Below are 12524 nucleotides of genomic sequence, written 5' to 3'. Positions count from 1 at the left end.
TACGTTTATATTTGCACTATGCTATCAGCACTCAAAACAAAAATATTGCAAGCACCTCGGTGGAAATCAGCAGCTAAATCATTAAAACTCCTCGTTACTGCCCGCTGGACACCCGAAGACGGCACAGCAAAACGCTATCCGAAAGTAGTGCAAATGCCGATGACCTATCGTTGTAATGCTAAATGTGTGATGTGCAATATCTGGAAAATGGATTGGTCGAATGAAGTGACTTTGGAGGAATTTGAAAAACACCTGAGCGACCCCTTGTTTAAAGAAGTACGCGCTTTGGGCATCAATGGCGGCGAGCCAAGTTTGGTAAAACAACTACCGCGCTATGCCGAAATTATCCTGCGCCTCCCCAAGTTACAATCACTCAATATTATATCGCACGGTTTCAATCGCAAATTACTGCTGCCCGCACTAAAAGAAATATACGCGCTATGTCGTCAGAAGGGAGTACATTTTCATGTTTCCATTTCGTTGGACGGCTACGGAGCTGTGCATGAGCAGGTGCGGGGTTTGCGGGTATTTCCCTTGGTGGAGGCTACACTCGAAACCATCAAAAACGAAAAAAGTAAATACTGCGATACTTTGGATTTGGGCTGTACGGTAGTACAACACAATGTGGAGCATTTGCAAGAATTAGACGTTTACGCCCGCCTCCGGCAATACGATATTAAATACCGTTTAGGCATCGACAACAAACGCATTGAAAGCCAAAAACTGCACGACCAATTCAGTGTGCTGTACGATGCTACCTACCAAACCGCCACCGAGTTTTTTCACAGCCGCTATTTTAAAGCAAAACCGCTGTACGAAAAATTTAAGTATTTTTCCATTTACCATTGGCTTGCCACACCGCCCGCCCGCCGCCGCCGCTTGTTGGGCTGCGACTGGAAAGAAAACGGTGTGACGATTGATTCGCGCGGCGACATCTACTATTGTGCAGTGGCAAGCGACAAAATAGGTAGCTTGCGACAAACTACGGGTGAGTCTGCATTTTTTAAACCGGAAAACCTCACCTATCGCACCCAGATCATACAAAACGAATGTGATAATTGTATTCACGATTATCATGGCAAACCCGAATTCAAAAATGTATGGTTTTTTCTGCGCAAGCATTTCAATGAAAGTTACTATTGGATAGCGTATTATTTCAAAGCGAAATTTGCATAAAAACATTTTATTTCCTTTATCCACCACCGAAGGGGCTTTTATTGAGCAACACAACTTAACACATGGGCATTGTTATTCGCCAAAGCATCATCAGCAGTATAGCCGCCTATTGTGGGGCAATGCTCGGATATTTCACTTATTTATACCTCAATCCCCTCATTTTTACGCCCAAAGAAATCGGCATCATACGTTTGTTGGAAGAATTTGGGATATTATTTTATGTTTTTTCGGCGGTGGGTATGCCGGAAACCATCATTCGTTATTTTCCACGTTTCAAAAACAACCCCCATCAGTCGCACAATTTAGTATATTGGTCTTTGCTGTTGCCCTTTGCAGGATTTTTGCTGATATTGGCAATAACCTACCTGTTTAAAGATGTCATCATTGGTATTTTTGCGGGCGAGGCTTTGGGCATTTATGTAAAATATGTACCGATAGCGGCTTTTTTTATTTTATACTTTAATATAATATGGGCATATTTTCGCGCTCATCTCAAAAACACCATACCGGTATTCATCAACGAAATACTGAAGCGGCTTTTATTTATAGTGGCAGCAGTGTTGTTTTATATACAATATATCAATTTTGATAATTTTATTAAATTGATGCTGCTGTCATTTGCTGTTCCTGCATTATTGCTCTATATCATCGGCAAGCAAGCGCAACTGCTCAACACAGAAGGCGGCAATGTGATTTTTAAAAAAACACCACTACGCCGCGAAATGCTGTCGTTTTCAGCATTTATGGTCATAGGCATCATCGGCAATACATTGAGCGGAAAATTGGATTTGCTGGCGTTGGGAGCACTGAGTACTTTATCACAAACGGGGATTTACGCCATTGCCGTAAAAATCGCATTGATGATAGAAATGCCGCGTCAGTTTATCAGTCAGGTGGCAACACCTTTAGTGGCGCGCGCCTTTGTCGAAGACCGCAAAGACGACATATACAGGCTGTACCAAAAAACCGCCCTCAATCAACTGCTCATCAGCAGTTTGTTGTGGTTATTGATATGGCTCAACATTGATGCTATTTTTGCACTGATGCCCAACGGTCACCTGTATGTAAGCGGCACCAGGGCTGCTTTAATATTGGGGTTGGCAAAAGTAGTAGATATGTCGATGGGCATAAATTTTGAAATTCTGCTCAATTCGCATTGGTACAAATTCGGTTTGACGCTGATGGTGCTGATGACCTTTATTACAGCGGCATTCAATTATATATTCGTGCATCAATACGGCATAGAAGGGGCAGCCTGGGCTATGCTATTGAGCTATACATTGTTCAATACCATACGCTTTTTTTATATCCGCAAAAAAATGCACATGCAGCCCTTCACCAAAGCTACTTTGCGAGCCTTAGCCGCCATATTATTCTGTGCGGGCATCACTTTTTTGTTCAAATCGCTGTTGTTTACAAACACCGATACGCAAAGCATCACAATCTTATCTATAAAAATAGTAATAAGCAGTACGTTATTAATGTTATTATTTGCAGGTTTAATATTAAAATTGCGTATATCAGAAGACATATCGCACCTTGTTGAGGGCATTCAAAAAAAGTTGCGTTAAAAAAATACACATAAAATATGTTTAACATTTTCAAAAATTTACCGCACAGTGCCGCCGCCGAAGAGGATTTTTATACATTATTTCAAAATGAGCAAGTACACATTGAGCGAATAGTATCGCAGGGGCAATCATCGCCCGAAGGTTTTTGGTATCGGCAGGAGCGTGGCGAGTGGGTAGTATTGCTGCAAGGCTCTGCAACATTGGAATACGAAGACGGCACTATACAACAACTCTACAGCGGCGACAGTACCTATATAGCACCCCTGCAAGCCCATCGGGTAGCGGCTACTTCTGCCGAGCCGCCGTGTATTTGGTTGGCGGTTCATTGCTAAAAACAGGGCAATACAGCACAAAAAACCAATAAATATGGTTTTAAAAAACAGATAGAAAGAAAATTTTAAAAAAAAGTTACAAAAATATTTAGCACTTTAAAAAAAGTTTGTAAATTTGCGCACTCTTTTCAATATGGAAGAGAAAGTTGTTTGTTTATTGATACCGAAAAACATTTAAAAAGCCACCATAGCTCAGTTGGTAGAGCAGCTGATTTGTAATCAGCCGGTCGTTGGTTCAAGTCCGACTGGTGGCTCTTTTTGTCTTGTTATATTTATAACAATGAGGCATAAGGGTAGTTTCCAGAGTGGCCAAATGGGGCAGACTGTAAATCTGCTGCGCAAGCTTCGGAGGTTCGAATCCTTCACTGCCCACCCCTCTTTAAAGGCAATCAAGCATTATGTGCGGGAGTAGCTCAGTCGGTAGAGCATCAGCCTTCCAAGCTGAGGGTCGCGGGTTCGAGTCTCGTCTCCCGCTCTTTTTTTTTGTAAAAGGGCATCAACTTCATCAATCCTCTCTCCATTTGCTGAAAAGTGTAAAAATAAATTAGCCAATGTAGCTCAGCGGTAGAGCACTTCCTTGGTAAGGAAGAGGTCACGAGTTCAATCCTCGTCATTGGCTCTGTGTTAAGTACATATCAGAAGTACAAAAGCTAATCAATTTTAAAAATCTTTTATACAAATACAGTCCTAAAACTTAATAAAAATAATAAAAATGGCTAAGGAAAAATTTGAACGGACCAAGCCCCACGTGAACATTGGAACCATTGGGCACGTGGATCACGGTAAAACAACACTGACAGCAGCAATTACGTCAGTATTGGCAAATCAAGGATTGGCAGAGAAAAAAGATTATGATTCAATCGACTCTGCGCCTGAAGAAAAAGAACGCGGTATTACTATCAATACTGCACACGTAGAATATCAAACAGTCAATCGTCACTATGCACACGTGGACTGTCCGGGTCACGCCGACTATGTAAAAAACATGGTAACAGGTGCTGCTCAAATGGACGGAGCGATTTTAGTGGTAGCTGCTACAGACGGCCCTATGCCTCAAACGCGCGAACACATCTTGTTGGCACGTCAGGTAGGTGTACCACAAATCGTAGTGTTCCTGAATAAAGTAGATTTGGTGGACGATCCTGAGTTGTTGGAATTGGTAGAAATGGAAGTGCGCGAATTGCTTTCATTTTATGAGTTTGACGGCGACAACATTCCGATCATTGCAGGTTCTGCATTGAAAGGTTTGAACGGAGAACCAGAAGGCATAGAAGCTATTGGTAAATTAATGGCAGCCGTTGATGAATGGATTCCGGTTCCACCGCGTCCGATTGACCAACCATTTTTGATGCCGGTAGAGGACGTATTCTCAATCACAGGTCGTGGTACTGTAGCTACAGGTAAAATTGAGCGTGGTCAAATCCGCACCGGTGATGCCGTAGAAATCATTGGTTTGCAAGAAGCATCCATGAACTCGGTAGTAACAGGAGTAGAGATGTTCCGTAAAATTTTGGACTACGGAGAAGCAGGCGACAACGTAGGTTTGTTGTTGCGCGGTGTTGATAAAGACCAAATCCGTCGTGGTATGGTAGTTTGCAAACCCGGCTCTGTAAAACCGCACAAAAAATTCAAAGCAGAGGTATATGTATTGAGCAAAGAGGAAGGTGGTCGTCACACTCCATTTTTCAACAAATACCGTCCACAGTTCTATTTCCGTACAACAGACGTAACTGGTGAAATTACTTTGCCTGCCGGAGTAGAAATGGTAATGCCTGGCGACAACATCACTATCACAGTAGAATTGATATACCCAATCGCTTTGGAAAAAGGTTTGCGTTTCGCTATTCGTGAAGGTGGTCGTACCGTAGGTGCGGGTCAAGTAACAGAAATTATATAATTTTTGATAGTTTGATATTTTCAATATTCTGTAAAGAATATAAGTAATAATACAACAACTGTCAGTCGTTATGGTGTGATTTTGAAAAAATATCACCTTTCGGCTGACAGTTTATATCTCTCTTAAAAAGAGCAACAAAAACGAGAAAATATACACGGGTGTAGCTCAGCTGGTAGAGCAGTGGTCTCCAAAACCGAAGGTCGTGGGTTCGAATCCTGTCACCCGTGCTAATCAAAGTTCGTTCAAAATATAAAATAGAATGACGAAATAATAATTTTGGTATAAAATTTACTGTATGTTTAAGAGCATATAAAAACAATATATCATCGTCAACTAAAAATTATATTTCATCATTTCAAATAAAAAAACGACAATGGATAAAATTAGAATATTTCTGGAAGATTCGTATAACGAATTAGTTTATAAAGTAACCTGGCCTACTTGGGAGGAATTATTATCAACAACCCGCGTGGTGGTTTCTGCGTTGCTTTTACTGACGCTTACCGTATTTATATTTGATTTTATATTTGGAGCGAACCCTGAAAATTCTGTTTTTCAAGGATTGCTCGCTTATATTTATAGTTTATTCGCTTAATTTTTCTTTTCTCAAAAAAAAGGACGAAAAAGTATTCAATTTCTAACCGGAAAATATGGCTGAATTAAAGTGGTATGTATTGCGAGTAGTAAGCGGCAAAGAACGCAAAATGAAAGAATATATTGATGCGGAAATCAGTCGTTCAGGTTGGTCGCAAATAATTTCGCAGGTACTTGTTCCTTCCGAAAGAGTGTATCAAATAAAGAACGGAAAAAAGCAAATCAAAGAAAAGACACTTTTTCCGGGCTACATTTTTGTACAAGCTATAGAGAATGGTGTCAATGGCGATATTATAGCAGGGATTCGTAACATTACGGGTGTTATTCATTTTTTGGGAAAAGAAACACCCATACCCATGAAAGAAGAAGAAGCGAGCCGTATGTTGGGCAGAATTGACGACTTGAAGGACAGCGGCGAAAGCTTAGTAGAGCCGTTTATCATCAACGAAACCGTAAAAATCGTAGAAGGACCTTTTAACGATTTTCAGGGAACAATAGAAGAGATTAACGATGAAAAGAAAAAACTCAAAGTAATCGTAAAAATATTCGGAAGAAGAACGCCCGTAGAATTAAATTTCCGGCAAGTAGAAAAATTATCATAAAAAAAGACTTATGGCAAAACAAATAACAGGCTATGTAAAATTGCAGGTAAAAGGTGGACAAGCGAATCCTGCACCTCCGATTGGTCCGGCACTCGGCTCCAAAGGTTTGAACATCATGGATTTTTGCAAACAATTCAATGCAAGAACCCAAGAGAAAATGGGACAAGTATTGCCGGTGCTTATCACAGTATATGCCGACAAGACTTTCGATTTCGTCATCAAAACACCTCCGGCAGCCATATTATTGATTGAGAAATCAAAAATCAAAAAAGGCTCCGCCGAACCCAACCGTAACAAAGTAGGTTCTGTATCGTGGGATCAAGTGCGCGAAATAGCCGAAATCAAAATGCCCGATTTGAATTGCTTTACGGTAGAATCTGCCATGAAAATGGTAGCAGGAACAGCCCGTAGCATGGGCTTAAATCTAACCGGCAATGCACCTTGGGCATAAGCCCCCATTAGTGCGATGAGCATACGGTGCGTTTAAAACAGCATTTTATTATTTTAAAAGGGAGTTGAGCAGATACATTTTTATCAGCCAACGCTCGAACCTTAAATATTAATATATAATGAAAGTTACAAAGAAAAGGAAAGAAATCAACGCAAAAGTAGATGCCAACAAGTTGTATTCGTTAAAAGATGCAGCGACTTTGGTAAAAGATTTGAACGCTACCAAATTTAACGCTTCAGTAGATTTGCATGTACGTTTAGGCGTTGATCCTCGTAAGGCTGACCAAGCCCTCCGTGGCACCGTGTCGCTTCCGCATGGTACCGGAAAAACAAAACGTGTATTGGTATTAACAACCCCCGACAAAGAAGCCGAAGCGGCTGCTGCCGGAGCTGATTACTACGGTTTAGATGATTACATTCAAAAAATTAATGCCGGTTGGACAGATGTAGATGTGGTAATTGCCACGCCGAACGTAATGGCAAAAGTAGGTGCTTTGGGTCGTATTTTAGGTCCTCGCAACCTGATGCCAAATCCGAAAACAGGTACAATTACATTTGATATAGCCAATGCCGTAAAAGATGTGAAAGGCGGTAAAATCTCTTTTCGTGTGGATAAATTCGGTATCATACACAACTCTATTGGTCGCGTGTCATTTTCGCCGGAACAAATATCCGACAATGCCACAGAATTGATGCAAACATTGATAAAAATGAAACCATCAACGGCAAAGGGTATATATGTAAAAAGCGTATCCTTGGCACCCACTATGGGGCCGTCCATATCTATTGATCCTAAATCTATAAGCGGTATTTAAATATGACAGCAGAACACGATAAAGATACAGCACAAGTAGCCGAAGCTGCAACAAACGGCAATTTTCCGGAATTAATAGAAAACGACAAAAAAGCAGTTATAGAAGAATTAATTCAAAAATTCAACGAAAACAATGCTTTTTATATTGCGGATACCTCTACTTTAACAGTAGAAAAAGTGAACAAATTACGCCATATCTGCTTTAAAAAAGGAGTAGAATTGCGCGTAGCCAAAAACACACTTATCCGCAAAGCGTTGGAAAGAGCTGAAGGAAACTACGAAGATTTATACGATGTATTGGCGGGTCACTCTGCCTTGATGTTTAGTGAAAAAGCCACTGTGCCGGCGAACGTTATCAAAGATTTTCGCAAAGAAGGCAACGAGAAGCCACTTTTGAAAGCAGCCTATATTGATAGTGCTATTTTTAAAGGAGACGACCAATTAGATGCCTTGATTGCGCTTAAATCCAAAGAACAATTATTGGGCGAGGTTATCGGCTTATTGCAATCACCGGCACAACGTGTTATCGGAGCTTTGCAATCAGGCGGTCAAAAAATTGCCGGTTTGCTCAAAACATTGGAAGAACGTTAATCGCGGGTACTTTGTATATAAGTAAAAAGCCCTGCCGGAAGGCATTTATATTTCGGCAAACTCATTGATTTTATTTTTATTTAACAAAAATTTTAACTCATAAAATATTCCTTACAATGGCGGATTTGAAAGCATTAGCAGAAACCTTAGTGAACCTCACTGTAAAAGAGGTAAACGAATTAGCCGGTATTTTGAAAGATGACTACGGCATTGAGCCAGCAGCAGCAGCAGCTCCGGTAATGATGGCAGCCCCTGCCGGTGGTGGCGGTGCAGCCGCAGCTGAAGAACAAACAGCTTTTGACGTAGTGCTCAAAAATGGCGGTGCCAACAAACTCAACGTGGTGAAAGAAGTAAGAACTATCACTGGTTTGGGCTTAAAAGAAGCAAAAGATTTGGTAGATCAAGCTCCTTCAAAAGTAAAAGAAGGTATTTCTAAAGAGGAAGCAGAATCTATCAAGACAAAATTAGTAGAAGCTGGAGCAGAAGTTGAAATAAAGTAATAACTTCGCGTTATTCCGCAAAAATTATAGGCATGGGGTAGAACATACCCCCATGCCTTTTTGTTATTTTATTTACTTCCTGCTTTTTATTGCTCCTAAACCTCTAAAAAACAATCTAATTCATATATATATGACCGAGTTTCAAAGACGGCATAAGCCACGTATCAACTTCGGAAAAATAAAAGCGGACTATCGCTCTCCTGATTTGTTGGAAATCCAACTGCAATCGTTTCAGGACTTTTTTCAATTGGAAACCACGCCCGACAAGCGTTCCAACGAAGGGCTTTTTAAAGTATTTCAAGAAAATTTTCCCATCAGCGATGCACGCAACATTTTCAGTCTTGAATTTTTAGATTATTTTATTGACCCGCCCCGCTACACCATAGAAGAGTGTATGGATCGCGGGCTTACTTATGCATTGCCCTTAAAAGCAAAACTTCGTTTGTCGTGTAATGATGTAGAACACGTTGATTTTCAAACGATAGTACAAGATGTTTTTTTAGGCAACATTCCTTATATGACCCCCAAAGGCACTTTTGTGGTGAACGGGGCAGAAAGGGTAGTGGTATCACAGTTGCATCGTTCGCCGGGTGTATTCTTCGGTCAAAGCGTGCACCCCAACGGCACCAAAATCTACTCAGCACGCGTAATTCCGTTTAAAGGTGCGTGGATAGAATTTGCCACCGACATCAACGATGTAATGTATGCCTATATAGACCGTAAAAAGAAATTTCCTGTTACTACTTTATTGCGTGCCATTGGTTATGATACAGACAAAGCCATTTTGGATTTGTTTGATTTGGCGGAAGAAGTAGAAGTAACACCAAAAAATTTAGATGCCAACATCGGTAAAAAATTAGCGGCTCGTGTATTGCGCACTTGGTTGGAAGATTTTGTAGATGAAGATACCGGAGAGGTAGTTTCTATTGAAAGAAATGAGGTGATATTAGAGCGCGATACAGTTTTGGACGAAAATAATATTTCGCTGATTACAGATACGGGAGCAAAATCTATCATTCTTCAAAAAGAAGAAAAAACCGTAGATTATGCCATTATCTACAATACGCTCCAAAAAGACACTTCCAACTCCGAAATGGAAGCGGTGCAGCACATTTATCGCCAGTTGCGCGGTACCGATGCACCCGACGAAGAAACAGCACGCGGTATTATAGAAAAATTGTTTTTCTCCGACAAACGCTACGATTTAGGAGAAGTAGGACGCTATAAAATCAACAAGCGTTTGGAATTAAGCACTGACTTTAATGTAAAAGTGCTTACGAAAGAAGATATTATCTCAATGATAAACTATCTCATTATGCTTTGCAACAACAAAGCCGAGATAGACGACATTGACCATTTGAGCAATCGCCGCGTAAAAACGGTGGGCGAACAATTATACGGACAATTCGGTGTGGGTTTGGCGCGTATGGCGCGTACCATTCGCGAGCGTATGAACGTGCGCGACAATGAAGTATTTACGCCGGTAGATTTGATTAATGCGCGTACCCTTTCATCGGTTATCAACTCATTTTTTGGTACGAGCCAACTCTCCCAATTCCTTGACCAAACCAATCCTTTGTCCGAAATCACGCACAAACGCCGTATTTCCGCTTTGGGTCCGGGAGGTTTGAGTCGTGAGCGAGCAGGCTTTGAGGTGCGCGATGTACACTATTCGCACTACGGACGCTTGTGTACCATCGAAACGCCCGAAGGACCGAACATCGGTTTGATTTCTACTTTGTGCGTGCATGCCACCATCAACAAAATGGGCTTTATTGAAACCCCCTACCGCGAAGTAATAGAAGGCAAAGCGAATATGAGTTCCAACGCCGTATATTATTTATCGGCGGAAGAAGAAGACGATAAAAGAATCGGGCAAGCCAACGGTATTATCACCACAGACGGGCACTTCACCAACGACCGCGTTAAATCGCGCCATCAGGGGGAGTTTCCGGTATTGGAGCCGCAGGAATTACAATATATAGATGTAGCACCGAACCAAATTGTAGGAGTATCCGCTTCGCTGATTCCGTTTTTGGAAAATGACGATGCCAACCGCGCCCTGATGGGTTCCAACATGCAACGTCAGGCAGTGCCGCTTTTGCGCCCCGAAGCCCCGATTGTGGGTACAGGTTTGGAAGCAAAAGTAGCACAAGACTGCCGCATTTTGCTCAACGCCGAGGGCAACGGTATAGTAGAATATGTAGATGCCGATACGATACATATCCGTTATGAGCGCACCGAAGACGAGCGTTTAGCGAGTTTTGAGGGAGATGTAACGATATATCCTTTGGTAAAATTCCGCAAAACCAACCAAAACACGACCATCAACCTCAAACCCATCGTAAAAAAAGGGCAAAAGGTAAACGTAGGACAAATTCTGTGCGAAGGATATGCTACCGACAACGGCGAATTAGCTTTGGGCAGAAATTTGATGGTGGCATTTATGCCATGGAAAGGTTATAATTTTGAAGATGCGATAGTAATATCCGAGCGAGTAGTCCGCGAAGATTTGTTCACATCATTACACATTGAAGAATTTGTATTAGATGTGCGCAACACTAAATTAGGCGAAGAAGAACTCACCAACGATATTCCGAACGTATCCGAAGAAGCCACGAAAGATTTAGACGACAACGGCATCATACGCATAGGAGCACATGTAAAAGAAGGTGATATTCTGATAGGAAAAATTACGCCAAAAGGCGAAACAGACCCTACACCCGAAGAAAAACTCTTACGCGCCATTTTCGGCGACAAAGCCGGAGACGTAAAAGACGCTTCTTTGAAAGTAAAACCCTCGGTAAGAGGCGTAGTAATCAGCAAACAATTATTTGCGCGTGCCAAAAAAGACAAAGACTCCAAAAAAAGCGAAAAAGATGCGCTGACCCGTTTGGAAGAAATACACGAAAAGAAATTGCAGGAAATAAAAGCAATATTATTAGAAAAAATCAGCACAGTATTGGTAGATAGAAAAGCAGTAAACCTGCTCAACTCTTATAATGAAGAAATCGTACCAAAAGGCTCTAAATATACTGTTAAAAACCTGCAAGGCATTGATTATGAAAATATCGCACCGCTTTCGGAATGGACAGACGATGCCCGCAGCAACGAAACTATCCGCCGATTGATTCATAATTACAACATTAAAATCAATGAAGAGCGCGGACGCTACAAACGCGAAAAATTCAATATCAGTGTAGGAGATGAATTGCCCGCCGGCGTATTAAATCTTGCCAAAGTATATATAGCCAAAAAGCGCAAGCTCAAAGTAGGCGATAAATTGGCAGGTCGCCACGGGAATAAAGGTATTGTAGCGCGTATTGTTCGCCCCGAAGATATGCCTTTCTTAGAAGACGGAACACCGGTAGATATTGTACTCAATCCTTTGGGCGTACCTTCTCGTATGAATATCGGGCAAATATTTGAGACCGTATTAGGTTGGGCAGGGCTGAAATTAGGCGAAAAATACGCCACCCCGATTTTTGACGGAGCTACCTTAGAGGATATTGACGAAAAAGTAATACAAGCGGGTTTGCCGAAATTAGGCAGTACCTATTTATATGACGGCGAAACCGGCGAGCGATTCCATCAGGCAACGACAGTAGGTATTATTTATATGCTTAAACTCTCACACATGGTGGACGATAAAATGCACGCCCGTTCTATTGGTCCGTATTCATTAATTACGCAGCAGCCACTCGGAGGTAAAGCCCAGTTTGGGGGGCAGCGTTTTGGTGAGATGGAAGTATGGGCACTACAAGCCTACGGCGCAGCCAACATATTGCAAGAGCTACTCACGCTCAAATCCGATGATATTATCGGTCGTGCAAAAGCCTACGAAGCCATTGTAAAAGGCGATGCAATGCCTACACCGAATGTTCCTGAATCATTCAATGTATTGATACACGAATTGCGCGGTTTGGCATTAGACGTTGTATTTGAATAATTATGGAATTTAAGCATCTTACAAGCAAAAAAAACAGCAAGTAAGCGG

Annotated in this window: 11 protein-coding genes and 5 tRNA genes; all 16 read left to right on the top strand. The window is 41.5% G+C overall.

Annotated features, from left to right (window positions below):
* Positions 1 to 45 precede the first annotated feature (45 nt).
* The 16 genes from IPL35_10330 to rpoB all read left to right on the top strand — a co-directional run bounded on the left by IPL35_10330 (position 46) and on the right by rpoB (position 12476).
* Positions 46 to 1176 carry a radical SAM protein gene (locus tag IPL35_10330; protein MBK8443764.1) on the top strand — a complete coding sequence of 377 codons (1131 nt, stop codon included), beginning with the start codon at positions 46 to 48 and terminating at the stop codon, positions 1174 to 1176.
* A 62-nt stretch (positions 1177 to 1238) separates the two neighbouring features.
* Positions 1239 to 2747 carry a polysaccharide biosynthesis protein gene (locus IPL35_10325; protein ID MBK8443763.1) on the top strand — a complete coding sequence of 503 codons (1509 nt, stop codon included), beginning with the start codon at positions 1239 to 1241 and terminating at the stop codon, positions 2745 to 2747.
* A 17-nt stretch (positions 2748 to 2764) separates the two neighbouring features.
* Positions 2765 to 3079 carry a cupin domain-containing protein gene (locus IPL35_10320; protein ID MBK8443762.1) on the top strand — a complete coding sequence of 105 codons (315 nt, stop codon included), beginning with the start codon at positions 2765 to 2767 and terminating at the stop codon, positions 3077 to 3079.
* Between the two features lie 181 nt (positions 3080 to 3260).
* Positions 3261 to 3333, top strand: a tRNA-Thr gene (locus IPL35_10315).
* Positions 3334 to 3370: 37 nt separating this feature from the next.
* Positions 3371 to 3451: transfer RNA gene (locus tag IPL35_10310), tRNA-Tyr, on the top strand.
* A gap of 30 nt (positions 3452 to 3481) precedes the next feature.
* Positions 3482 to 3554: transfer RNA gene (locus IPL35_10305), tRNA-Gly, on the top strand.
* A gap of 72 nt (positions 3555 to 3626) precedes the next feature.
* Positions 3627 to 3698 (top strand) — tRNA-Thr (locus IPL35_10300).
* Positions 3699 to 3791: 93 nt separating this feature from the next.
* Positions 3792 to 4976: an elongation factor Tu gene (gene tuf, locus IPL35_10295; protein MBK8443761.1), complete on the top strand. Its 1185-nt coding sequence runs from the start codon at positions 3792 to 3794 to the stop codon at positions 4974 to 4976.
* Positions 4977 to 5130: 154 nt separating this feature from the next.
* Positions 5131 to 5203: transfer RNA gene (locus tag IPL35_10290), tRNA-Trp, on the top strand.
* Between the two features lie 146 nt (positions 5204 to 5349).
* Positions 5350 to 5571, top strand: a complete 222-nt coding sequence (gene secE / locus IPL35_10285) for a preprotein translocase subunit SecE (protein ID MBK8443760.1) — start codon at positions 5350 to 5352, stop codon at positions 5569 to 5571.
* A gap of 55 nt (positions 5572 to 5626) precedes the next feature.
* A complete protein-coding gene (gene nusG, locus IPL35_10280) occupies positions 5627 to 6172 on the top strand; it encodes a transcription termination/antitermination factor NusG (GenBank protein MBK8443759.1) in 546 nt (181 codons plus the stop codon).
* A gap of 10 nt (positions 6173 to 6182) precedes the next feature.
* On the top strand, positions 6183 to 6623 hold the full coding sequence (rplK, locus tag IPL35_10275; GenBank protein MBK8443758.1) for a 50S ribosomal protein L11: 441 nt from the start codon (positions 6183 to 6185) through the stop codon (positions 6621 to 6623).
* Positions 6624 to 6741: 118 nt separating this feature from the next.
* Positions 6742 to 7437 (top strand): 50S ribosomal protein L1, encoded by a 696-nt coding sequence (locus tag IPL35_10270; GenBank protein MBK8443757.1) that lies wholly within the window; start codon positions 6742 to 6744, stop codon positions 7435 to 7437.
* Positions 7438 to 7439: 2 nt separating this feature from the next.
* Complete coding sequence (locus tag IPL35_10265; protein ID MBK8443756.1) at positions 7440 to 8027, top strand: 50S ribosomal protein L10; 588 nt, start codon at positions 7440 to 7442, stop codon at positions 8025 to 8027.
* Between the two features lie 116 nt (positions 8028 to 8143).
* Positions 8144 to 8527: a 50S ribosomal protein L7/L12 gene (gene rplL / locus IPL35_10260; GenBank protein ID MBK8443755.1), complete on the top strand. Its 384-nt coding sequence runs from the start codon at positions 8144 to 8146 to the stop codon at positions 8525 to 8527.
* Between the two features lie 130 nt (positions 8528 to 8657).
* Complete coding sequence (rpoB, locus tag IPL35_10255; GenBank protein MBK8443754.1) at positions 8658 to 12476, top strand: DNA-directed RNA polymerase subunit beta; 3819 nt, start codon at positions 8658 to 8660, stop codon at positions 12474 to 12476.
* Positions 12477 to 12524 lie beyond the last annotated feature (48 nt).

It is taken from the genome of Sphingobacteriales bacterium, from assembly GCA_016711285.1.
GTDB lineage: Bacteria > Bacteroidota > Bacteroidia > Chitinophagales > UBA2359 > JADJTG01.
The sequence above is the reverse complement of the archived record's forward strand: the minus strand, read 5'-3'. Positions and strand labels throughout refer to the sequence as shown.

Coding starts and splice junctions, on each gene's coding strand:
- IPL35_10265 (MBK8443756.1), top strand. CDS start 7,440: ATGACAGCAGAACACGATAAAGATACAGCACAAGTAGCCGAAGCTGCA.
- rpoB (MBK8443754.1), top strand. CDS start 8,658: ATGACCGAGTTTCAAAGACGGCATAAGCCACGTATCAACTTCGGAAAA.
- IPL35_10325 (MBK8443763.1), top strand. CDS start 1,239: ATGGGCATTGTTATTCGCCAAAGCATCATCAGCAGTATAGCCGCCTAT.
- secE (MBK8443760.1), top strand. CDS start 5,350: ATGGATAAAATTAGAATATTTCTGGAAGATTCGTATAACGAATTAGTT.
- rplK (MBK8443758.1), top strand. CDS start 6,183: ATGGCAAAACAAATAACAGGCTATGTAAAATTGCAGGTAAAAGGTGGA.
- IPL35_10270 (MBK8443757.1), top strand. CDS start 6,742: ATGAAAGTTACAAAGAAAAGGAAAGAAATCAACGCAAAAGTAGATGCC.
- rplL (MBK8443755.1), top strand. CDS start 8,144: ATGGCGGATTTGAAAGCATTAGCAGAAACCTTAGTGAACCTCACTGTA.
- nusG (MBK8443759.1), top strand. CDS start 5,627: ATGGCTGAATTAAAGTGGTATGTATTGCGAGTAGTAAGCGGCAAAGAA.
- IPL35_10320 (MBK8443762.1), top strand. CDS start 2,765: ATGTTTAACATTTTCAAAAATTTACCGCACAGTGCCGCCGCCGAAGAG.
- tuf (MBK8443761.1), top strand. CDS start 3,792: ATGGCTAAGGAAAAATTTGAACGGACCAAGCCCCACGTGAACATTGGA.